Raw genomic sequence first — 22,151 nt, forward strand, 5'->3', positions numbered from 1 at the left:
CCAACATATACCATTCACCACTTACCATTCACCATGGATAAATCTGAAAGATTTATCCACAAGCTCGCGCTCTGAATTAAACATTTTTCGCCAAATATGGGCCGCCGGTAATTTCTCGCTAAAGGCCTCTACCACGAGCCAGCCAGCATAATTTACCTCCTTAATCGACTGCAATACAGACGGCCAGTTCACCTGTCCCTCGCCCAAAATCCCCCGTGTACTCTCCGACAATTGAATGTGAGGAGTCAGCTTCGCGATCCGACGAATCGCCTCTGCCGTACTCACTTCCTCGATATTCGCATGGAATGTGTCAAACATAATCTCCACATACGTATGATTTATCTGCTCTACCAGGTTATATAATTCATCCGCACAAGAGACCAAATAGCTCTCGAAACGGTTTAAATATTCTAAACAAAGGGTAATGTTTTTCGTAGCTGCGTGATCCGCTACCTCCCGAATGCCGGCGATGGACCAGTCGATTTCTTGTTGAGTGGCTTTGGCCCCTGTAAAAACTCCTAAAGCCGAATGAAATGGCCCAGACAAATAGGGCGATCCTAAAAAAGCCGCCACATCTACTGCTCCTTTTAAATACGCAATCCCCGCCGCTCTGATAGCTGGATCCGGTGAAATCAAATTCTCCGCAGGCCCCGCAATCGCACAAGCGAAAGGTTGTAAACCCAGCCGATCGACCTCCTTTTTCCAAGCAGACCAATGCGCTAAATCAACATTAAATACCGGAATTTCAACGCCTTGATAACCCACCTCTTGAATAAAGGCAAGCTCTGATAATACAGATTCATTCATATCTGGCCCGTAAACGAGCAGATTCATGGCGATTGGGTTCATAGGTTTAGTCATTAGTCGCTGCTTCGCAGCTTAGTCGCCTTCGGCTTAGTCGTCACTTCGTGACTTAGTCATTTCGCGACGAAGTCGCGAGGTCATCGCTGCGCGATTTAGTCGCTGCTTCGCAGCTTAGTCAAAACAGTTTAACAGCTAAATATAAAAGAAATAATTGAAGATATCTACCCGGAATGAACAACATAGACTGAGACGCAGGCGACTAAGCGACTCCGTCGCGACTAAATCGCACAGCGATGACCAAGCTGCGAAGCAGCGACTAAGGCGAAGCCGACTAAATCGCGCAGCGATGACTCAGTCCGCAGGACGTCGCGACAAAAAAGGATGCGCCATCACCGTCAGCACCAACAGACCTGTTCCCCAATAGAAGGCGGGTTGCATGACTTCTTTTTGGCCAAAAATAAAGACCGCCAACAATATCCCATATACGGGCTCGAGCGTGATCACGAGATTGATCGAAAAAACGGAGAAAACCTTGTACAAATGGATGGTCTCGGTGTAAGCGTAAACGGTACAAACAACGGCCAAAATCCCGATCCAAAGCCAATCTAGCCCGGCCGGAACGAAACCAGGCGAACCGCCTAACAGGCCGCTCAGCCAGACGGCGCCGGTGATAATTCCAGCGGCCACCATCTCGTAAACGGTAATCAATTTTGGGTCGTGGGTGTGGGTATAATTTCCGTTTATGACAGAGAATAATGCTCCGAAAAATCCAGCCCCAATGCCCATCACCAAACCGATCCACTGGCCTGGTTCTACCGAGAAAATAATACCCAGGGCAATCACGACTAAGATTCCGAGAAATACTTCAATCTTCGCGATAGGTTTTTTCTTCGCGATGGGCTCTAATATAGAGGTCCAAAAAGTCTGTGTAGAAAGACCAGCAAGGCACATGGCGACCGTAGAGACTTTGGCAGCACCAAAAAACAATAGCCAGTGAAGCGCAACAAACGCACCATTCAACAGCCAAATCTTCACAACCGATGCGGGGACCTGAAAAGACTTTTTAGATGCTGCAAGCATCAGCCCTAATCCGGCAGCTGCAATCACACAGCGAAAGAAGACAATCGTCAGCGCATTCGCCTCTGTTGCGTTGCCTAGAATAGCGGTAAACGCATACAAAATGACGATAAAATGTATCTTAAAATAGTCGAGAAGCCGAGGAGCCTGTCTCATTTTAGCGTGGGATAGTGTAATAAAGTCCCACACCCACGGCGGAGAACACGATATTAGGCAGCCAAACCGCTAACAACGGAGGCATTCCCCCACCCTCCGCGATTCCCTTACTCATCATAAAGAAGAGGATATAGATGAAGGCCAAACTAAAGCCCAACGCAATTTGGAATCCAACGCCGCCACGTGCTTTTCGAGCCGAAACCAAGAAGCCAATAATGGTCAAAATCATCACAGAAAAAGGATTAGCGAAGCGAAGGTATTTCTCGATTTGAAAGACTTCGATCCCGTCCGCACCGCGCGATTGCACTAAGTCAATGTGGCGATTTAGCTCTGGGAGGGTAAATGTTTCGTGCAATAAGTGTTTGTTCTCGAAGTCTTTGGGAAACAAATTAAGCGTCGTATCAATCTTCGCGCCAAACTTCAACGAGGTTGCCCCTGTCGTCCGAATGCGGTAATCATGAATCGTCCATTTCTTCGAAGTCGAGTCCCAGGTGATGCGATCCGACATCAATTTCTGCTGAATTTCCGTCCCCACAATACGCTCCAAACTGAAGCGATAGCCCGTATTCGTCGTATTATCGTAAGTCTCTAAATAGGCGTAAGTCTCCGGTCCAATCTTAATATGGACGTCCCGTTTGTCGAAATAATAGGTATTGTTGATGTACTTATGCTCGAAAGGGACACGAATCTTGTTCGCGTTTGGCACTACCCAACCGATCATAATAAAAGTGCCCACCGCTAAGATGCCTGAGCCGATTAAATAGGGACGCATCAAACGCGTGAAACTAACGCCAGAACTCAGAATGGCAATAATTTCCGTCTTGGCTGCAAGGTTTGCGGTAAAGAAAACGGTCGCGATAAAGACCATTAAAGGACTAATATACGAGGCCCAATAGGGAATGAAATTCAGGTAATAATCGAAGAGAATCTCACGTAATGGCGCCTCTTTGCGAATAAAATCATCAATTTTCTCCGTGTAGTCGATCACCATCACGATAAGAACGATGATGAAAACGGCGAAAACGTAGGTCTTCAGAAATTTCTTTAAAATGTAATAATCAAGAATTTTCATGCTTAGCAGCAGCGCTTGGGTCGTAATTTAAACCAGAGAACCAATGTATAAATAATACACGAGCAGTCCTAAAATTAGCCGGCACTAACAGCAGCGAAACGGTCGTGATAGGCACCACGTAGCCCTCAGCCGGAGGATCGTTTAGGAAATTAAAGACCAGTATTCCCCCTACTAACATGATCCCCACCGTAAACGCATAGGAGATGTACATCGCGCCGTAGAAAAATCCCGGTTCTACCTCGTAGCGAACGTCACAAGATGGACAGTGTTCGTGCATTTGAGCAAAATTAAGGACATTCCACCATTTGTATTTGAACAGACGGCCTTCGTGGCAATGCGGGCAACGAGCGTTAAACATAGCCGTTAGCTTGCTGGGATTTGACATAGAATCGGGTAATTTGTGCCCAAAGGTAAAGAAAATTAGACGATTAAACGTAACAAAGGTCACGTTACGGAGGCTTTTTGTATCTTTGCTAAAATTAAACACACTCTTATGTATTCAACTTTCGTTACCATTCACTCGATCTTGTTTCTAGTGGTTTTAGCCCTAGGAATTTTATCTATTTTCAAAGGCTTGACAGGCAAAACTTTCACAGAATCTGATCGCAAAGTAGGCTTGTTTTACATGATCTCCTTGCACACGCAATTATTGATCGGATTAGTGCTTTATGTAGCGCTTAGCCCGGTTACGACGGCTGCCTTTGCTGATTTTGGTGCAGCTATGAAAGATTCAGCGACTCGCTTGATCTTAGTAGAACACGTTACGGTTAATATTATCGCGATCGTTTTAGCGACGGTGGTGAATGCCAAAAACAAAAAAGCCATCACTGATGCCGCGAAGTTCAAAAACATGTGGTTATTGAACGGCCTTGGTCTAGTTTTGATTTTGAGCCGTATCCCTTGGAGCCGCTTAGCTGCTTTATTTGCCTAAATTGAATTGAATGAATAAGTGTATTTTTTTAGATCGCGATGGCGTTCTAAATGTGGATCGCGTTGATTACGTGTACCATTTAGGCCACTTTGTGATCCCACCCGGCGTGAAGGAAGGCTTACAGGCTTTAAAGAACGCAGGATATTTGTTGATTATTATTACAAACCAAAGTGGTATCGCAAAAGGCGTTTACAAACGCGAAGACGTGTACTTAATTCACGACGCGATCCAAGAGGGAACGGGCGTGAAATTAGATGACATCTACTTCTGCCCTTACCACGAGAATTTTGACAGTCATTCGCTGACGCGCAAACCCGGATCATTAATGATCGAGAAAGCTGCTGCGAAATACGATATCGATATGGGTGCCTCATGGATGGTGGGCGACCACGAACGTGATATTACCGCTGGAACTCGGGCTGGCTTGCGCACCATTCGGTTAGCGCCTGCTGGAACAGAAACCAAAGCCACGCATTTAGTGGATGATTTATTAGCCGCATCTAAAATTATTGTAGCATGAAAAAAGTATACTTAAGTGACGCCGGTCCCAAAGTTTCACCTGCCATCTATGGCTTTTGGCGTTGGGAAAAAGAAGACAAGAAAATGGACGAAATCGTTCATTTCTGTTTAGACAAAGGCATTAACACTTTTGACCATTCGGATCGTTATGGCGAATACACGGCGGAGAAGACTTTTGGAGAGCTTTTGGCGAAAAAATCCATCCAGCGTTCTGACATTGTTTTGTTCTCCAAATGTGGGGTTAACATCCCATCTGCCGCAAGACCGGACATCCGCGTTGCACACGTGAATACCTCAGCAGCCCACATCACGGCTTCCGTTGAAAACTCGCTTCGCAACTTACAAACGGACTATTTGGACGTGTTTTTATTAGACCAATTAGATCCTTTATCAGATATTGAAACGACGGCTTTGGCGCTCGAGAAATTAAAGAGCTCCGGAAAAGTGAAGAACATCGGTGTTTCGAACTTCTCGGTTTACCAACACCAATTGTTAGTTTCCTTCCTGAACATCCCAGTTGTTTCGAACCACATCGACTTGAACTTGTTGAATACAAGCGCATTAGATAACGGAATCGTAGATTATATCAAGCAAAAATACATGCGCCCACTAGCGGTTTCGCCATTAGCGGGTGGTCGCATCGAGCACGGCACTGATGAGCAAGCCTTGAAATTGCGCAAGAAATTGAATGAGATGGCCACGAAATACGATAGCAATATCGAATCAGTTGCCGTGGCGTGGTTGATCAAATTAGGCGCTTTGCCATTAATCGGCACCTTGGAAGAGAAACGCATCCAAAACATCGTAGACGCATTCGAAATCGAGATGGATCACCAGGATTGGTATGAGTTGTATAATACGACTAAACCGACGCAGGCGGTTTTGGATTAGAGATAATAGAGTAGAGATAAAAATCTCTTCATACATAAAAAAAGGCTTCGAATTGAAGCCTTTTTTTATTCTAAGTCTACGCCTGTTACTAAGAGAGAGAGAAATTTTATGTTTCATTCGAAAATTATTGCGCAGCACAATTTTGAATGAAATATAAAATTATCTTCTCCTTTTCCCCTTCGGAATCACTCTTCCACCCCTCGGCGCTTCTCTCTTACGAGAACGGTTGTTAGCGAATTTACCTACTAGGCCAGAACGCATTCCCACTAATTCTAGGTCGATGGTACGTTTAGCTAAATTCGTGTCGCGGACCTTTACTTGCACCTTATCTCCAAACGTGAAGACACGGCCATTCGATTTACCCACGATACGGTAATTGTTTTTATCTAAATCATAGAAGTCATCATTCAAGTCGACCATGCGGACAAGGCCCTCGCAAGACGTTTCGCCAATTTCGACGAAGATTCCGAACTCAGTTACACCGGTGATGATACCATCGAAAACTTGTGGTTCGTGCAAGCTCATGTATTCCACTTGCTTGTACTTAATCGAAGCGCGTTCCGCATCAGAAGCGAGTTTTTCGCGGTCTGAGCTGTGCTTACATTGGATTTCTAAAGGCGCGCGTTCCGCTGGAGTACCTCCGTCTAGATAGTGTTGCAACAGGCGATGCGTCATGACGTCTGGGTAACGGCGAATCGGACTGGTGAAGTGCGAATAGAACGGGAATGCAAGGCCGAAGTGACCGACAGGATCGGTGCTGTAACGGGCTTTGGACATCGTACGCACGGCTAAACTCTGCAATACGTGCTCTTCGCCTTTGCCCTCGATGTTCTCCATCAAGGCGTTGAACGATTTGCTTACGTGCTGTGGATCAGTCGTTACTTGGTAGCCAAATTTCTTCGCGAACGAAGAAAATACCTGTAATTTCTCTGGATCCGGTGCTTCGTGGATACGATACACCATCGTGTTTTTAGGCTCGTCTTTTTTCTTATTGAAGACGAATTCGGCCACTTTTTTGTTAGCCAACAGCATAAACTCCTCAATCAATTTGTGCGCATCCTTGCGAATACGTGGGTAAACGCCGATTGGCTTTCCGTCCTCATCTAATTCGAAGCGGACTTCGGCTGTTTCAAAGTTCACGGAACCGTGATCGAAACGGGCTTTGCGGTAAGTTTTAGCAATGCGGTTCAAATCACGAATGACCGGAACTAAGGCATCGTCTGAATCATTTTCGATTAATTCCTGCGCCTGTTCGTAAGCGAAACGACGGTCCGAATGAATAACCGTACGACCAAACCACTCTTTAACGATGGTGTCGTTCGCGTCTAGTTCGAAAACGGCAGAAAACGTTAATTTATCTTCATTTGGACGAAGAGAACAAAGTCCGTTTGATAGTTTTTCCGGCAACATAGGCACCACGCGGTCTACTAGGTAAACCGACGTTGCACGCTTGTAAGCTTCGATATCGAGTACACTGCCGGGTTTCACATAGTGGGAAACGTCAGCGATGTGAACACCGATTTCGGTGTTGCCGTTCTTTAGTTTTTGGTAAGAGATGGCATCGTCAAAATCCTTCGCATCGATCGGGTCAATCGTGAAAGTTAAGACCTTGCGCATGTCCTTACGCTTCTTGATTTCAGTGGCAGGAATCTGCACCAAGATCGAGGCAGCAGCTTTTTCTACTTCTTCCGGGAAGTCGTAGGGCAAGCCGTATTCCGCTAAAATCGAGTGCATTTCGGTGTCGTTCTCTCCGGCTTTACCTAGCACTTTGATGACACGACCTTCGGCCTTTTTGCCGTCCGTTCCCCAGCGAGTGACTTCTACGATCACTTTGTCTAGGTGCTTTGCGTCCTTGATTTCGAACTTAGGCAAGTAGACATCTTCGTAAATTTTCTTCGAATCCGGGATTAAAAACGAGTAGTGCGGAGTCACTTGAATGACACCCACTAGTTCAACGGAACGACGTTCCAATATCTGTACGACCTCTCCTTCCGGACGGTCATTTTTTCTTTTTTCTGATGGGCGACGTGCTTGGACGATGACTTTATCCCCGTCTTTGGCATTATTTAAATCGCCAGTAGCCACCCAAATATCCTTCGCCCCGTCTTCCGGAATCACGAACGCAAAACGCGCATTTACGTGATCCACGCGTCCTGTCACCTGGAAAGATTCATTGTCAAAACGAACATTCCCCTCCTCATTCTTGATCAAGCGATTTTCGGCAATCAACTTACCGACTAGGTCAGAATAAATCTCCTTCGTCTTGCGATCGCGAATGGCAAAAGCCTTGTGTAATTGGTTCAAAGAATACGAACGGTAGTCGTTCAATTCAAAAAACTCCAATATTTCAGCTTTTAAGCCGCTCAAAAATTTCAGTTCCTTAGGGGAAGGCATGGTATTTCAATTCAAATTATCCTGCAAGGTACACATTATTGATTTCTTAATTCCTAATTCGGCATTGTATTGCTATCTTTGAGCTTGTTTTTCAGCATTTCTTAGATGAACCGTTCCCGCATTGCCCTCTTTTTACTGCTTGTTTTCGCCCTCACCGGCGCTTACTTTGTTTGGAAGCCGGCGGCGGAGGTACCAGCTGCGGAAGTTAACCTCGTGGAAACGCCTGATTTCAAAGCGGATTCGGCCTATCAGTATATTGCGCAACAAGTGGCTTTTGGCCCGCGTGTTCCCGGTTCAGAAGCGAGCGCAAATACCCTGAAGTTTTTAGTTGCCAAATTAAAATCCTACGGCTGGACCGTAACAGAACAGCCTTTTACGGCTTTCCGCTACGACGGCAAGAAATTACAAGGCACGAACATCATCGCGCAATTCCAACCAGCCATAGCTAAACGTATTTTGTTGTCGTCCCACTGGGATGCCCGCAGCATTGCGGACAAAGATTCGGTGCGTAAAGACGAGCCAATCGACGCTGCAAATGACGGCGCAAGTGGTGTGGGGGTCTTATTAGAAATCGCGCGCAATTTGCACGAGGCTAAGACTAAACCTGCGGTGGGTGTCGATATTGTCCTTTTTGACCTAGAAGATCACGGGGAACCGGAAGATTATACCGGAGAACACAAACCCAACAGTTGGGCTTTGGGCTCACAGCATTGGGCTGCGAACCTTGTTCCAGCGAACTACCGCCCCTATTATGGTATCTTGTTAGATATGGTGGGTGGAAAAGGCGCGATGTTCCCGCACGAGGGGACTTCGATGCAATATGCGCCGGGAATTGTGCGCTCGGTTTGGGCGACGGCGGCGGATTTAGGATACAGTAATCTATTCGTGGATCAGGATGCCTTCGGAATTTCAGATGATCATACGGCGGTAAATGAGATTGCCAAAATCCAAATGATTGATTTAATCGATTTACGCGCGTCGAATGGCGGCTTCGAGTTTGGAAGCTTCCACCACACGCATGCAGATAATTTAGCTAACATCGACAAATCGACCCTGAAAGCGGTCGGCCAAACACTTTTACAAGTTCTATACCGAGAATAATCCATGGAAGAAACAAACTTACAACAGGTTCATTTAAATGACCTTCACGTATCGCTAGGCGCGAAAATGGTGCCCTTTGCTGGCTTTAATATGCCCGTATTGTACACGAACCTAATTGAAGAGCACCTGTGCGTGCGCAATTCAGTAGGGGTTTTCGACGTGAGTCACATGGGCGAATTCTTCTTGAAAGGGGACCGCGTTTTGGACTTTATACAATACGTGACGTCGAACGACGCGTCTAAATTAGTGGACGGAAAAGTGCAGTACAGCTGTTTGCCAAACAATGAGGGCGGCATCGTCGATGACTTATTAGTCTATCGTGTGAACGCAACCGAGTACATCTTGGTTGTGAACGCCTCCAACATTGAGAAAGATTGGAACTGGATTTCCTCACACAATACCTTCGGGGTGGAGATGGTGAATCGCAGCGACGAATATAGTTTGTTAGCGGTGCAGGGGCCGAAGGCGATTTTAGCACTACAAAAATTAACGTCTGTCGTTTTAGCAGACATGCCGTATTATACCTTCAAAATAGGTGAAATGGCCGGTTTCTCAGACATCATCATCTCCAATACGGGCTATACCGGCGCGGGCGGATTCGAGATTTATGTGAAAAACGAAAACGCCTTAGCCATGTGGAATGCGATCTTCGAAGCAGGTGCAGAATTCGACATCAAACCGATCGGTCTAGGTGCGCGCGATACACTTCGTACGGAGAAAGGCTATTGCTTGTACGGACACGACATCGATGACACAACGTCACCGATCGAGGCTGGCCTAGGCTGGATCACGTCATTCAACAAAGATTTCATTATGAAAGACCACCACGCCGCCATCAAGGCGAATGGTCCTTCGAAAAAATTAGTGGGCTTTGAAATGATTGACCGAGGTATCCCTCGTCAACATTACCCGATTTTAAATGCGGCAGGTGAGACAATTGGTGAAGTAACGTCTGGCACCCAATCGCCATCTTTATCAAAAGGAATCGGTATGGGCTATGTGAGCACGAAGCACGTGGGATCTGAAATCTTTATCTCGATCCGTGACAAAGCCATCAAAGCCGAAATCGTCAAATTACCGTTCTTATAAAATGAAGAAAATCGACGTCTGTTTATCGCCGGACTTGATCCATTTATATGATTTATCCTCCGTAGCGGTAGTTGTGGTGGATATTTTCCGGGCGACTTCCTGCATGGTGACTGCTTTTGCGAGTGGTGCATCGGAGATTGTTCCCGTAGAAGAAGTGGAACTTTGCCAGCAATATGGCGCTAAAGGGTATTTGACGGCGGCGGAACGCAACGGGATTACCCCAGCAGGATTCGATTTCGATAATTCCCCTTTTTCGTATCAAGTAGATAAAGTGAAAGGGGGCAAAATTTGCGTCACTACCACGAACGGTACCGTAGCTATTCGTCGGTCCAGCAGTGCGCCTGCCGTTTATGTGGGAGCATTCTTGAATATTTCCCGAGTAGCGGACGCTTTAAAAGCCTGGAACGGAAATGCCTTAGTGGTATGTGCAGGCTGGAAAGGGAAACCAAATTTAGAAGACACCTTGTTTGCGGGTGCCTTGATTGATGCCTTGACGGGTGAATATGAAGTGGCAGACGATGCCGCTTTGATGGCTTGGAAACAATATAACCTGGCATCTAATGACTTATTGACAGCGGTGAAGAACTCTTCACACGTAAACCGCTTGTTAGGTTTAGGCATTGAAAAAGATATCGCGTTTTGCCTTGAATTTGATCGGTATTCTGTACTTCCTACACTGGAAGGAGATGCCTTAAGATTAGTATGATATTATATAGCACCGAACACAAAAGTCCTAATGTAAGCCTAGAAGAGGCTATTTTCCGTGGTCTTCCCCCGGACAATGGCTTGTATATGCCTACTGAAATTAAACCATTGCCGGCTTCGTTTTTCGAAACGATTCAGGACCGTACCTTGCCAGAAATTGCAATGGCAGTGTGTGAAAATTTGCTTGGGGATAGCTTGAGTTCGGCGGATATTAAAAAAATCATCGATCAATCGATGACATTCGAGGCGCCTATTGTCTCCTTAGAACCGGGTACGGAAGTGTTGGAATTATTCCACGGGCCATCGATGGCGTTTAAGGATTTTGGAGCGCGCTTTATGGCGGCGATTATGTCGCACTATTTGTTGCAATCGAAGCGGGAAATCCGCATTTTGGTGGCCACTTCTGGGGACACGGGTGGTGCAGTAGCGCAGGGTTTTTTCAACACTCCGGGGATCTCAGTCACCATTTTATATCCGACTGGAAAGGTATCCGATATTCAGGAGAAACAATTGACGACCTTGGGTGGAAATGTGACCGCTTTAGAAATAGACGGAACATTTGATGATTGCCAAAGACTCGTCAAACAAGCTTTCCTCGACGAAGAACTACGCGCCGCTTTCGATTTAGCCTCTGCTAATTCTATCAATATTTCCCGCTTAATTCCACAGTCCTTCTACTACTTCGCGGCCTATGCGCAAGCGAAAAATAAAGGATTGAATGCCCCCTTGGTATTCAGTGTGCCTTCGGGGAATTTTGGAAACCTGAGCGCTGGATTAATGGCCTACCGAATGGGTCTTCCGGTAAAAGCGTTCATTGCTTCTTGTAATGAGAACCACCCGGTGGCTGATTATTTACGTACCGGCGAATACAATCCGGTTGCCTCAGTCGAAACATTATCCAATGCGATGGATGTGGGTAGCCCGTCGAACTTCATTCGCATGCGTTTACTAGCAGGTGACGAATGGTCTCAGGTGCGCGAGATCATCAAAGGCTATTATACAAACGACCAGAAAACGCAGGAAATCATGGCTGACGTGTTCGCACGCACAGGTTATGTGATGTGTCCACACACGGCTGTTGCCTACGATGGTTTGCAACAATATGCGGCTGAATATCCGGGCGAAATCACGGGAATTCTATTATCTACAGCCCATTATGCCAAGTTCTTACCTACCGTGGAGGGAACGTTAGGCGTTTCTGTTCCGGTTCCTGCACGCTTAGCGGAGCTTTTGGATAAAACAAAAAAGTCCATCCCCATGGGGACGGACTTCGCTGAGTTCAAGGCATATTTATTACAATAAAGCCTTGAATTTATCTCTTTCTTGGTAAGCGATAATCGCTGATAATACCACTAAGGCGATACTTGCGCCCAATCCGCCTACAAAGCACAATTCAAATAACAAGATATTCACTGAAATGGGTGCTAAGATGGTTAAACCTAAAGCGCGCATGCTTGGGAAAAGAATTAAAGCTCCACCTATAATTTCAAGCACTTTCACTACCTTCATAGTGCCTGAAGATTCTAACAACTTCATATAAGAAACTGCATCTGCAGGGAGAGGAGGTGTCTCGCCGAAATGTAAAAAATAACTAATTCCTCCGAACAAGAACAAGGCTCCTACGAGAATTGAAGGCAATAAATCGAGTACTTTTTTCATATGTAGTTTTTTGATTATGGCTAAAATTATAATTTTTAATTAAAAGATGCAAAATCTAGCACCCGTAATTGTAAGGTGCGATTCCCTAAATATTCATTCACTTCCAGATGGTAAACCAGTTTGATGGGCAAGCGCTGTTCATAGGCAGCACATAATCCGTCATAGAAATCAGCCTTCATCCCAAATCCAACCACCTCTAATCCTCGCTCATCAGGCGTGGAACCCACGTAAATTTTCAGATGCTCTTCCTTCATGACAAAAGGACTTTTCGTTACAAAAACAGGCCCTGAAACGAAATTTGGCAACATATTACCTGGTCCATAAGGCGATAGACGAACCAATAGTTTATCATAAAAAGACAAACTCAAGGCTTCTAAAGGAACCTGTAAATCGACCGGCAAATCCGCCTTAGGCGATATATTCGCTAACCCTTCCTGCGCGATTCGCTCAAATTTTTCAATGAATGCCTGCAAATTCTCCGGTTTCAAATGCAAACCTGCCGCGTGCGTGTGCCCACCGAATTGCTCTAGTAAATCCGCACATTCCTCCAAAGCGTGATGCACATCAAAACCTCGAACGGAACGGGCAGAACCCACTAGTTGACCGTGTGATTCCGTTAAAATAATCGTGGGTCTGAAATATTGGTCTTGGATCTTGCTCGCTACAATTCCCACCACTCCTTTATGCCAAGCCGGATTAAATAACACCGTACTGCGTGCTGAGAGTAGAAAATCATTCCCTTCAAACATCGCCAAAGCCTGCGCCACAATCTCCTTCTCCACCACACGGCGATCCAGATTTTGTTGAATCACTGCCTCCGCCAGCGCCTCCGCCTCCTGATCATCTGCGGCTAGCATCAATTTCACCGCTCCATGCGCATGGTCCATTCGGCCGGCTGCATTAATGATAGGAGAAATAGAGAATACGATATCAGAGATTTGAATGGGCGCTTTTTTCTTCGCCTTTTTCAATAGGTAAGCAAGTCCGGGACTTGGATTGGAACCTAATTTAGCTAAGCCAAAAAAGGCCAAAACTCGGTTCTCCCCGTTCATTGGTACAATATCCGCTGCGATACTGCAGGCCAAAAGATCCACAGATTCCCATAAAGGATCTTGTTCTAAGTCATTCGCAATGGCAAAGGCTATCATCAATTTAAATCCAACGCCAGCACCGGTTAATTCTTTAAATGGATAAGGACAATCTTTTCTTTTAGGATCTAAAACCGCAACCGCAGCTGGAATAGTTGCCTCCGGTAAGTGGTGATCACAGATGATAAAATCAATTCCATTTTCGTTGCACCAAGCCACGCGATCGTGGGCTTTAATACCGCAGTCAAGAGAGATGATTAAAGTATAATCATTGTCTTTCGCATATTGAATTCCTGCCTGCGATACGCCATAGCCTTCCGCATAGCGATCCGGAATATAATAGTCGCAATCCGCGCCTAAAATACCTGCGAGATAACTATAAACGAGGGTAACAGCCGTCGTACCATCCACGTCATAATCGCCGTAAATCAGGATTTTTTCTCCAGATTCTAGTGCCAGACCAAGACGTTCCACCGCTTTGTCCATATCCTTCATCAGGAATGGGTCGTGTAGTTGGCTAATTTCTGGAACCATGAAGTCCTTTACTTCTTGGAAAGTCTTAATTCCTCGTGATACGAGTAAGGACAAAAAATAGGGATTCTTTAAGCCCAAAGCCTCCCCTAATGCCTCCACCTCCGCTGCCGGCGGTGCGGGCACGTATTTCCAATTCTTTTTTGGCTCCATCTTATAAAATTTCTATTTCTACGCGGCGGTTGATTTGGCGTCCTTCCTCGGTGGCATTATCCGCCTTTGGTTTCGACTTACCATAGCCTTTCGCTTTAATTCTCGCTTGATCAATTCCCCCTTTCAGTAGGTTTTCCTTCACCGCATTCGCCCGCTCTAATGACAATTTATTATTGATCTCATCTGATCCCGTGTTATCCGTGTGCCCACTAATTTCGATGACCAAAGCTGTATTCTCTTTCATCACCTGAAGGATCCGCTTCAATTCAGGCTCGGATTCAGGCTTTAAAGTCGCCTTTCCTAGGTCAAAGAATAAGTTATTAATCGTCGCCGTATTTCCTTTTACAAGTGGTACCATCGACAGGTCGCGGTCATCTAATTCCAAATAGCGCCCGCGGGCCGTACTCAAATCGAGATTAATAGAAGTGGGAATTAGACCTTTAGCCTTCGCCGTAATCCCGTAGTTCTTTCCATAGGGAAGGACTAGTTTGTATTTACCCGTCGTAGGATCCGGCTTTGCTTGACCTAACACTTTTCCGTTTGATAGGTCTTCGTATGTCACCGAAGCATCCTCCGGTACCTTACCTGTTTGCTGATTTAGCACTGTCCCAGACAATAAAACCACCGGGTCAGATTCTTGGGAGGTTACTGAACGCGTAGATGAAGGGCCAAAACGAGTATCAGCCATCGAGGCATCTGCAGGCGCATTGCCTATTTTCCCACCGGACGTATTTCCTCCGGACTCATTGACTGAGCCGGGGCCTCCCGGCGACTCTTTGACTGAGCCTCCGGAAGCTTCGCTGCCCGGAGGCGACTCGACTGAAAGTCGAAATATATCCTTCTTCCCCAGTGACCCCTTCCCAGACATAAAATAAGCATAATCGCCCTTTGCCGCGATGGAATAATAGGCATCGTATTCATCTGTGTTGATGGGAGAGCCTAAGTTTTGAGGTTTACGCCAGTGTTGCCAAGTATCATCTAGACGGCGAGTTAAGTAAATATCTTGACTCCCTTGACCACCCGGTCGGTCCGATGAAAAATAGAGTGTCTTCCCATCAGCGGATAAAAAGGGGGTAGTCTCTGAGTATTTCGTATTAATCTCATCGCCTAATTCAAGCGGTCGCGTCCAGCGCCCATCCTCGAAAAAACTGATGTATAAATCGTCATCTTCGCTGTTCTTCTTACGGGCAAAAGCCAGTAAAATCGCCTTGCCATCCATGGTCAAATAACCATATTCATTCTTCCCCTTACTCATTTGTTCGTAGCCCGGGATGTCGACTTTGACGGGAACGGTCCAGCCGGCAGTCGTTTTATTCGAGATGGAGAACCCACGTGTTTCATAGGTGCCATTGACATAGGCGCCTTTTAAGAGGATTGTTTGGCCGTCTGGCGAAATCGATAAAATGGTGTTGTATTGGTCGCGATTTAGAACCTCGGAAAGTCGTCTTGCGGTGCTCCAGGTATCTCCTACTTTCTCCGAGAACCAAATATCCTGGGAACCCGAAATAGTTTCAGAGCCTTTCACTCCGTAGCGATTAGCGGGATGGTTTTTACGTCCGAAATACAGCGTTCTTCCATCCGGTGAAATCACCGGATTCAATTCGGAAAATTCTGAATTCACGGCAGAACCTAAGTTCTCCGGGGCTTTTTGGGCCATCAGAGATCCCGACATCAACAAGAAGAACAACAGCTTTCTCATCCCACGTAAATCCACTTCTTTTCCATCTTCTCTGGCTCATAGGCCATGATCCAATCCGCTAATTTTTCTGGATCTGATTCTACTTGCATGGCATCCATATTAGGCTGCTTTAAGAATCCTTCATCCACCATGTGTTGAATTTGTTTCAATTGGTGGTCAAAATACCCATTGATATTAAACACCGAAACCGGCATCTCGTGCAAATCTAATTGCTTCCAAGTAAGGATTTCGAACAATTCGTCCAACGTCCCAAAGCCGCCCGGCATCGCAATCACGCCATCCGCCATGTCAGCCATCAAAGCCTTACGCGTGTGCATCGTATCAGTCACGTGCAGTTCTGGCAAGCCCTTGTGCTTCACTTCCCAAGGCTCCATGAATTGAGGAATCACCCCAATCGCGTGACCGCCTAAACGTAAGAACTCATCGGCTAATACACCCATCAATCCCACACTTCCTGCGCCAAAAATCACTTGGCAACCATGGGCATGCAAAGCCTGCGCTAATTTCACTACTTGTTCCGCATAAACGGGGTTGTGGCCTTTCGAAGACCCACAATAAATCAATATTTTTTTAGACATGTACTAGTTCTTTTAATGCTTCCTCGAAGCGGACAAAGGTAAAGGAAAAGGCTGCGTCTTTTTCTATTTTGGCCGAAGACACGCGGCTCCCTCCCAGCACTAAACACGCCATCTCGCCTAAAACCAGGCGAAGTAAAAACCCTGGAATAGCAGGTAAGAAAAAGGGTCTGTGTAATGCTTTGGCAATTTGTTTATTCATATCTCCTGCCCTAATAGGCTCCGGAGCTACGCCATTATAGACGCCTGATAGACTCGAATTTATCAGTAACTCGTTAAATATTCTCACAAGGTCGGTAATGTGAATCCAGGATTGCCATTGCTTTCCTGAACCTAAATTAGCGCCTACGTAATACCGAATCGGTTTTGAAATAACCGGGAAAATCCCCCCTGCTGCACCCATAACTAAGCCAATGCGGACTTTAGCTAGGCGAATACCTAAGGTGGCGATTAAATCGACTGCTTCCTCCCATTGTTTGGTACAGTCCGCTAGAAAATCCGATCCTGCAGGTGAGGTTTCCACACATTCCTGCTCGCCCGTATCCGCTCCGTAAAAGCCGATGGCAGAAGCAGAAACGACCGTTTTAATCGAGTGGGGAATCGTCGATAAAGCCTGGTATAAAACCGCGGTGCTTCGCACGCGGCTGTTAATTAATTCTCTTTTGCGCGCGGCAGACCAACGCTCATCCGCGATGCCCGCCCCGGCTAAATGCACGATCGCATCTACGCCTTCGAATGCTGCTGGATCGATGTAGCCATAGGAAACATCCCATTGGAAGTCTCCGCCAGATCGCGATAAAATCACCACCTCGTGGCCCTGAGTCAACAAAAATTGCTTCAGAGCACCACCCACAAATCCTGTACCCCCCGTGATGAGAATGCGCATATTAGTTTCCTTTTTTAATCGCTTGGTAAATCACTTCATTGATTCCTGTGCGAATGTTCATATCCGAAATTTTGGAATTATTCCGCGTCGGATACACTCGATTCGATAAGAATACGTAGACTAAATCCTGCGTAGGATCAATCCACGTGTACGTTCCCGTAAAACCTGAGTGGCCGAAGCTCTCCGGACTCGCCGAAGCAGCCGCCGAAATACCCGCTTTATTGCGATCCACTTTGTCAAATCCTACCCCACGACGCGCATTTTCACTAGCACTAAATGGATAGGAAGTCCACTGTTTGATGGTGGATTCTTGAATGAATTGCTGGCCACCGTAATAGCCTTTTTGGAGGTACATCTGCATTAATTTCGCTAAGTCATTCGCATTCCCGAACAAACCCGCGTGACCTGAAATACCATCTAATAAGGCAGCGCCCTCATCGTGCACCTTGCCGTGAATCAACGTCTTGCGGAAAAGGGAATCATATTCCGATGGCACGATACGCGCTAAAGGGAAATGTTTCTCTGCTTGATAAACTAAGGTCGACGCACCTAAAGGTTTGTAAAACGAATCCGCTAAAAAGTCCGTCCAAGGCTTTCCGGACATACGTGGCGATTCAGCTGGCAACAAATAATAAGACAAATCCGAATACACATATTCTTTCTTCTCGCGCAATGGACTCTCCTTAATTGCTGTCATTATCTGCTCTTTCAAGGTCTTGTGTGCCCATAAAGTAGGCGCCACCTGCGTAGGGTATTCTTCTGATTGTGCATAAGATAAGGTAAATGGCTTCCATCGCGTCACGTCTTTCGTAATGTCCACGAATTCTTTCCACATGGCCTTCTGGTCTGTAATATTTTTCTTCAAACGCGCTTCCCCAGAGGCTGGGCTCAAGAAACGTTCAATGTATTTGTACTTCACATCGTCCTGCGTGTATTTAGCTTGGAATTTCTTGCTGTGGAAAATCATATCGGTACTATCGATATAGTCCATCCAGAATGGAATCCAGGCTTTCAAACGAGCCTGGTGAGTCAATACATCTTCGTATAGAAGTCCTGCTTTATTCGATTTAGCAAAAGAAGGAACGAGTTGTCCCATCGTCGTTTTCAAGGAGAATTTCCCCTCATCTTGCCATTTCATCAAGGCCGGAACCGAAGTGGAAATCTTCGTAATAGAAGCTAAATCGAAGATATCAGACGTCTTTAATGGAACAGGCGTTTCATAGATCTGGTTGCCAAAAGCCTTGTGGTAAATAACCTTCCCTTCTTTGGCAATCAACACTACCACACCCGGAGCGCCCTTCACTGCGATCGCTAATTTCGCCATCGAATCCACTTTTGCATTCAAATACGCAGACGAAATGCCCACCGCTTCCGGAAGCAAATTGTATTGCAAACGCGCTAAGGAAGTCGTTGTTACTCCCATTCCCTGCTTATAAATCGCATTCAAACTAACCGGTAATTTCCCCGTCGCCGGAATCGCCCCAAACACAATCTCCGCCGCCGCTTCCTGTTGCGTTATTCCATCCTGATAAGCCGTCATCAAAGCTCCAGCGTTCTTTAAGCTGTCAAATTGTGTCAAGGTATTCACGTTCGCAAAGTGAATCGCCACCGTTTTAGGCGTGGCAAAACGGTTCACTAACGTCTTAATCGCGGGCTTCAAACTGTAATTATTCGCCGGGCGAATCGAAATGCTATGAATCCCCATCAACACTACATCGTAGTTTTTCAGGGTATTTTCGATGCGCGCAATCGTCGTATCTGCGCTCGTCTCATCTAGGTAGAAATGAGGCATTTCGACGTAGTTGTTGGCCATTTTTTGGAACTCCGTAGGGAAAGCGGAGCCGTAAGATGGCTTCCCGATCGCTAAAGTCGCGATGCGTGTTTTGTCCAAAGCTTTAATAGGAACTAACTCCCCCGGATTCTTAATTAAGGTGATCGACTTCTCCGCTAATTCACGATTCAATACTTCGCTCTTAATCGGATTCAAATCCTTGAGTAAGTTCTCCACGACGATAGGCTCGTAGTGGGCAAGTCCCGCCCAGGCTTTGGCATGTAAAATACGTTTTACACGCTGATCGATATCCTCCTGCGAGATTTCGCCGTTCGTTAACGCCTTTTTAATCGCGTCAAAAGCCGCCGGAACGTCCACAAATGTTTCTAATATATCGTTGCCAGCCAGGATCGCCTTCACGTTCGCCGTGCCTTCTGGGAACATCTTCGTCGCCCCTTTCATGTCCATCGCATCCGTAAACACGAGGCCTTGGAATTTCAATTCATCGCGCAATAAACCGGTCACAATCGGCTTAGAAAGCGTCGAAGCTAAAGACTTCGTCGTATCTAACGCCGGTAAATTCAGGTGAGCCACCATCACGCCCTGCAAACCATTCGAGATCAATTCTCGATACGGGTACAATTCCAAACTATCCAAACGAGCACGCGAGTGATTCAAGACCGGAATATCAAAATGAGAATCCACGCCTGTATCGCCGTGGCCTGGAAAATGTTTCGCTGAGGTAATGATTCCGGCTTTTTGGAGCCCTCTCATATAGGCCAAAGACTTCGCCGTCACATCCTCCCGGTTCTCCCCAAACGAGCGGAAATTAATCACCGGGTTCAACGGATTATTGTTCACATCCACCACCGGCGCATAATTAATGTGCACACCCATTCGTCTACATTGCTCCCCAATTTGAAGGCCCATCTTCTCGATCAAGGCCGTATTTCCTTGCATCGCGCCTAAGGTCATTTGGTATGGAAAACGGAACGTCGAATCCAAACGCATCGCCAATCCCCACTCTAAATCCATCCCGATAAACAGCGGAACTTTTGTTCTATTTTGTAATTCATTCACTAACACTGCCTGCTTCACCGGATGTCCTTTAAACAGCACAAAGCCTCCCACATGGTAATCTTTCACAATCGAATACAAACGCGTCGTATCGTAAGTGTCCGCCACATTCCCACGGGGCATTAACATTTGACCGATTTTCTCGTCTACACTCAAGGAATTGAAAACGGAATCCACCCATTTTTGCTGGGTATGCGGGAATAAATCCTGTGAAAAGGCCTGAAAACTTAAAAGGAAAAGCAGTAATCCGGTGCTGATTTTTTTCATAGCAAGGTTAACATTCATATAAGGTGTGAAAATACGCTAAATGTGGGAATCTTCTGAAATATCCGGCCTAATTTTTCGTGCTAATTTTCATTCCACGGAAAGCATTCGTAATTTTAGGACTTAAATGATGAACGTATGAGAAAAAAAATTGTTGCAGGTAACTGGAAAATGAACAAAACGGCGCAAGAAGCATTCGTTTTGGCTACTGAAGTAGCAGAATTAGTGAAGTCTAGCGTTTCCGCGGATGTTCAGGTGATTATGTCGACACCGGCATTGTATTTGACAGGTGTAAATCAAGTAATTGAGGGCATTCCAAATTTAGCCGTTGCAGCTCAAAACTGCCACGAAAAAGCCTCTGGCGCTTACACAGGAGAGATTTCTGCTCCCATGTTAGCTTCTGCTGGCGTACAATATGTCATCTTAGGACACTCAGAGCGTCGTCAATATTTTGCAGAAACCAACGAGCAATTAGCGGCTAAAACGGACGCGGCTTTGGCAAACGGCTTAACGCCTTTATTCTGCTGCGGCGAAAGCTTAGAAACGCGCGAAGGCGCAGATTTCTTAGGCCACGTAGCTCAACAATTAACAGAAAGCTTATTCCACCTTTCAGCGGAGGAATTCAGCAAAGTGGTGATCGCTTACGAACCTATCTGGGCGATCGGAACCGGTTTAACTGCTTCTTCAGATCAAGCACAAGAAATGCATGCTTATTTACGTGCACATATCGCTAAGAAATATGGCCAAAGCGTAGCCGACAGCATCTCTATCCTATACGGTGGAAGCTGCAACGCGAAAAACGCGAAAGAATTGTTCGCTTGCCCAGACGTAGATGGTGGTTTAATCGGTGGCGCATCTTTGGTTGCGGCTGATTTTATTACGATTGCGACTTCATATTAAGAATTAGAGATAATAGAGTAGAGAGTATAGATTGTAGATAGAGATTAACCCATCTCTACTCTATGCTCTATAATCTCTACTCTTTTTTTATTTTAGCATCATGGAACATGTAATCGCATTCGACGCAGACGACACCCTTTGGGTGAACGAACCCTATTTTAGAGAGACAGAAGACAAGTTCTGTGCGCTCTTAGAAGACTATTTACCCGTCCACACCACCGGTCAAGAGCTTTTCAAAGTCGAGATGAATAACCTCGCACTGTATGGTTATGGGGTCAAAGGATTTATGCTCTCCATGGTCGAAACAGCCATTCAAGTTTCTGGCGGAACAATGGGCTTAGATGGGATAGAAAAGATTCTCAACCTAGGCAAAGAATTACTTGAAAGAGAAATTGAAATCTTGCCCGGCGTGGTCGAAGTTCTACAATCCTTACAAGGCAAATATCGATTAGTCGTGGCCACCAAAGGTGACCTATTAGATCAACAACGAAAACTCGCTAAATCTGGCTTAGAGCAATATTTCCACCACATCGAAATTATGTCGGATAAGCAAGAAAGCGATTATTTAAAACTGATCAAACACCTCGATGTCGATCCAGCGCATTTCACGATGATTGGGAATTCATTGAAATCAGATATCCTTCCTGTCCTTGCTGTGGGCGGTCACGGAATCCATGTTCCCTATCACACAACATGGGCGCACGAAGTGGTTTCTCACAAGGTGGAGCATGAGCATTTTAGAGAGGTGGAGGATTTGAGGGAGGTGCTGCAATATTTAGATTAGAGATTATAGAGTAGAGAGTATAGAG

Annotated in this window: 20 protein-coding genes; 9 read left to right on the forward strand and 11 right to left on the reverse strand. The window is 45.9% G+C overall.

Features of this window, described 5'->3' with window-relative positions:
* Positions 1-21: 21 nt before the first annotated feature.
* From G9X62_RS04865 to G9X62_RS04880, 4 genes are all read right to left on the reverse strand, one after another.
* Complete coding sequence (locus G9X62_RS04865; protein WP_261345553.1) at positions 22-849, reverse strand: sugar phosphate isomerase/epimerase family protein; 828 nt, start codon at positions 847-849, stop codon at positions 22-24.
* A 306-nt stretch (positions 850-1,155) separates the two neighbouring features.
* Complete coding sequence (locus G9X62_RS04870; RefSeq protein WP_223131649.1) at positions 1,156-2,037, reverse strand: DMT family transporter; 882 nt, start codon at positions 2,035-2,037, stop codon at positions 1,156-1,158.
* Position 2,038: 1 nt separating this feature from the next.
* Complete coding sequence (locus G9X62_RS04875) at positions 2,039-3,109, reverse strand: LptF/LptG family permease (RefSeq protein ID WP_223131650.1); 1,071 nt, start codon at positions 3,107-3,109, stop codon at positions 2,039-2,041.
* Positions 3,096-3,494 carry a DUF983 domain-containing protein gene (locus G9X62_RS04880; protein WP_261345554.1) on the reverse strand — a complete coding sequence of 133 codons (399 nt, stop codon included), beginning with the start codon at positions 3,492-3,494 and terminating at the stop codon, positions 3,096-3,098. Before G9X62_RS04880 ends, G9X62_RS04875 begins: the two co-directional genes overlap by 14 nt.
* A 108-nt stretch (positions 3,495-3,602) precedes the next feature.
* Between G9X62_RS04880 and G9X62_RS04885 the strand changes: the two genes are divergently transcribed.
* From G9X62_RS04885 to G9X62_RS04895, 3 genes are read left to right on the forward strand one after another with little or no spacing between them, the layout of a single operon-like run.
* Entirely contained in the window at positions 3,603-4,040 is a 438-nt protein-coding gene (locus G9X62_RS04885; RefSeq protein WP_130895503.1) for a hypothetical protein, read from the forward strand.
* A gap of 10 nt (positions 4,041-4,050) precedes the next feature.
* Entirely contained in the window at positions 4,051-4,560 is a 510-nt protein-coding gene (locus tag G9X62_RS04890) for a D-glycero-alpha-D-manno-heptose-1,7-bisphosphate 7-phosphatase (protein ID WP_223131651.1), read from the forward strand.
* Positions 4,557-5,450 (forward strand): aldo/keto reductase, encoded by an 894-nt coding sequence (locus G9X62_RS04895; protein WP_223131652.1) that lies wholly within the window; start codon positions 4,557-4,559, stop codon positions 5,448-5,450. Before G9X62_RS04890 ends, G9X62_RS04895 begins: the two co-directional genes overlap by 4 nt.
* Before the next feature lie 159 nt (positions 5,451-5,609).
* Here the strand turns inward: G9X62_RS04895 and rnr are convergent, their stop codons facing one another.
* Positions 5,610-7,844 (reverse strand): ribonuclease R, encoded by a 2,235-nt coding sequence (gene rnr, locus G9X62_RS04900; protein ID WP_223131653.1) that lies wholly within the window; start codon positions 7,842-7,844, stop codon positions 5,610-5,612.
* 105 nt (positions 7,845-7,949) lie between these two features.
* Here rnr and G9X62_RS04905 point away from each other — a divergent pair, with 105 nt between their 5' ends.
* The 4 genes from G9X62_RS04905 to thrC are packed head-to-tail and all read left to right on the forward strand — an operon-like array spanning position 7,950 to position 12,041.
* Positions 7,950-8,945 (forward strand): M28 family peptidase, encoded by a 996-nt coding sequence (locus G9X62_RS04905; protein ID WP_223131654.1) that lies wholly within the window; start codon positions 7,950-7,952, stop codon positions 8,943-8,945.
* 3 nt (positions 8,946-8,948) lie between these two features.
* Entirely contained in the window at positions 8,949-10,034 is a 1,086-nt protein-coding gene (gene gcvT / locus G9X62_RS04910; protein WP_223131655.1) for a glycine cleavage system aminomethyltransferase GcvT, read from the forward strand.
* Between the two features lies 1 nt (position 10,035).
* Complete coding sequence (locus tag G9X62_RS04915; protein ID WP_223131656.1) at positions 10,036-10,740, forward strand: 2-phosphosulfolactate phosphatase; 705 nt, start codon at positions 10,036-10,038, stop codon at positions 10,738-10,740.
* A complete protein-coding gene (gene thrC, locus G9X62_RS04920) occupies positions 10,737-12,041 on the forward strand; it encodes a threonine synthase (RefSeq protein ID WP_223131657.1) in 1,305 nt (434 codons plus the stop codon). The genes G9X62_RS04915 and thrC overlap by 4 nt, the downstream gene beginning before the upstream one ends.
* Here thrC and G9X62_RS04925 read toward each other — a convergent pair.
* The 6 genes from G9X62_RS04925 to G9X62_RS04950 are packed head-to-tail and all read right to left on the reverse strand — an operon-like array spanning position 12,033 to position 20,445.
* A complete protein-coding gene (locus G9X62_RS04925) occupies positions 12,033-12,398 on the reverse strand; it encodes a hypothetical protein (RefSeq protein ID WP_223131658.1) in 366 nt (121 codons plus the stop codon). The genes thrC and G9X62_RS04925 overlap by 9 nt on opposite strands.
* A 35-nt stretch (positions 12,399-12,433) precedes the next feature.
* Positions 12,434-14,170: a single-stranded-DNA-specific exonuclease RecJ gene (recJ, locus tag G9X62_RS04930; protein WP_223131659.1), complete on the reverse strand. Its 1,737-nt coding sequence runs from the start codon at positions 14,168-14,170 to the stop codon at positions 12,434-12,436.
* 1 nt (position 14,171) lies between these two features.
* Positions 14,172-15,869 (reverse strand): OmpA family protein, encoded by a 1,698-nt coding sequence (locus G9X62_RS04935; RefSeq protein ID WP_223131660.1) that lies wholly within the window; start codon positions 15,867-15,869, stop codon positions 14,172-14,174.
* Positions 15,866-16,447 carry an LOG family protein gene (locus tag G9X62_RS04940; protein ID WP_223131661.1) on the reverse strand — a complete coding sequence of 194 codons (582 nt, stop codon included), beginning with the start codon at positions 16,445-16,447 and terminating at the stop codon, positions 15,866-15,868. The genes G9X62_RS04935 and G9X62_RS04940 overlap by 4 nt, the downstream gene beginning before the upstream one ends.
* Positions 16,440-17,330, reverse strand: a complete 891-nt coding sequence (locus G9X62_RS04945; protein WP_223131662.1) for a TIGR01777 family oxidoreductase — start codon at positions 17,328-17,330, stop codon at positions 16,440-16,442. The genes G9X62_RS04940 and G9X62_RS04945 overlap by 8 nt, the downstream gene beginning before the upstream one ends.
* A gap of 1 nt (position 17,331) precedes the next feature.
* Positions 17,332-20,445, reverse strand: coding sequence for a glycoside hydrolase family 3 N-terminal domain-containing protein (locus tag G9X62_RS04950; RefSeq protein WP_223131663.1), 3,114 nt, complete (start codon positions 20,443-20,445; stop codon positions 17,332-17,334).
* 135 nt (positions 20,446-20,580) lie between these two features.
* On the opposite strand from G9X62_RS04950, the gene tpiA reads away from it, so the two are divergent.
* Complete coding sequence (gene tpiA / locus G9X62_RS04955; protein WP_223131664.1) at positions 20,581-21,342, forward strand: triose-phosphate isomerase; 762 nt, start codon at positions 20,581-20,583, stop codon at positions 21,340-21,342.
* A 100-nt stretch (positions 21,343-21,442) separates the two neighbouring features.
* Positions 21,443-22,126: an HAD family hydrolase gene (locus G9X62_RS04960; RefSeq protein WP_223131665.1), complete on the forward strand. Its 684-nt coding sequence runs from the start codon at positions 21,443-21,445 to the stop codon at positions 22,124-22,126.
* Positions 22,127-22,151 lie beyond the last annotated feature (25 nt).

This window comes from Aquirufa lenticrescens (assembly GCF_019916085.1).
Lineage (GTDB): Bacteria > Bacteroidota > Bacteroidia > Cytophagales > Spirosomataceae > Aquirufa > Aquirufa lenticrescens.

What these genes read in the sequence shown, in the direction of transcription:
- G9X62_RS04865 (WP_261345553.1), bottom strand. Translation starts at nt 849, where the DNA reads ATGAACCCAATCGCCATGAATCTGCTCGTTTACGGGCCAGATATGAAT.
- G9X62_RS04870 (WP_223131649.1), bottom strand. Translation starts at nt 2,037, where the DNA reads ATGAGACAGGCTCCTCGGCTTCTCGACTATTTTAAGATACATTTTATC.
- G9X62_RS04875 (WP_223131650.1), bottom strand. Translation starts at nt 3,109, where the DNA reads ATGAAAATTCTTGATTATTACATTTTAAAGAAATTTCTGAAGACCTAC.
- G9X62_RS04880 (WP_261345554.1), bottom strand. Translation starts at nt 3,494, where the DNA reads ATGTCAAATCCCAGCAAGCTAACGGCTATGTTTAACGCTCGTTGCCCG.
- G9X62_RS04885 (WP_130895503.1), top strand. Translation starts at nt 3,603, where the DNA reads ATGTATTCAACTTTCGTTACCATTCACTCGATCTTGTTTCTAGTGGTT.
- G9X62_RS04890 (WP_223131651.1), top strand. Translation starts at nt 4,051, where the DNA reads ATGAATAAGTGTATTTTTTTAGATCGCGATGGCGTTCTAAATGTGGAT.
- G9X62_RS04895 (WP_223131652.1), top strand. Translation starts at nt 4,557, where the DNA reads ATGAAAAAAGTATACTTAAGTGACGCCGGTCCCAAAGTTTCACCTGCC.
- rnr (WP_223131653.1), bottom strand. Translation starts at nt 7,844, where the DNA reads ATGCCTTCCCCTAAGGAACTGAAATTTTTGAGCGGCTTAAAAGCTGAA.
- G9X62_RS04905 (WP_223131654.1), top strand. Translation starts at nt 7,950, where the DNA reads ATGAACCGTTCCCGCATTGCCCTCTTTTTACTGCTTGTTTTCGCCCTC.
- gcvT (WP_223131655.1), top strand. Translation starts at nt 8,949, where the DNA reads ATGGAAGAAACAAACTTACAACAGGTTCATTTAAATGACCTTCACGTA.
- G9X62_RS04915 (WP_223131656.1), top strand. Translation starts at nt 10,036, where the DNA reads ATGAAGAAAATCGACGTCTGTTTATCGCCGGACTTGATCCATTTATAT.
- thrC (WP_223131657.1), top strand. Translation starts at nt 10,737, where the DNA reads ATGATATTATATAGCACCGAACACAAAAGTCCTAATGTAAGCCTAGAA.
- G9X62_RS04925 (WP_223131658.1), bottom strand. Translation starts at nt 12,398, where the DNA reads ATGAAAAAAGTACTCGATTTATTGCCTTCAATTCTCGTAGGAGCCTTG.
- recJ (WP_223131659.1), bottom strand. Translation starts at nt 14,170, where the DNA reads ATGGAGCCAAAAAAGAATTGGAAATACGTGCCCGCACCGCCGGCAGCG.
- G9X62_RS04935 (WP_223131660.1), bottom strand. Translation starts at nt 15,869, where the DNA reads ATGAGAAAGCTGTTGTTCTTCTTGTTGATGTCGGGATCTCTGATGGCC.
- G9X62_RS04940 (WP_223131661.1), bottom strand. Translation starts at nt 16,447, where the DNA reads ATGTCTAAAAAAATATTGATTTATTGTGGGTCTTCGAAAGGCCACAAC.
- G9X62_RS04945 (WP_223131662.1), bottom strand. Translation starts at nt 17,330, where the DNA reads ATGCGCATTCTCATCACGGGGGGTACAGGATTTGTGGGTGGTGCTCTG.
- G9X62_RS04950 (WP_223131663.1), bottom strand. Translation starts at nt 20,445, where the DNA reads ATGAAAAAAATCAGCACCGGATTACTGCTTTTCCTTTTAAGTTTTCAG.
- tpiA (WP_223131664.1), top strand. Translation starts at nt 20,581, where the DNA reads ATGAGAAAAAAAATTGTTGCAGGTAACTGGAAAATGAACAAAACGGCG.
- G9X62_RS04960 (WP_223131665.1), top strand. Translation starts at nt 21,443, where the DNA reads ATGGAACATGTAATCGCATTCGACGCAGACGACACCCTTTGGGTGAAC.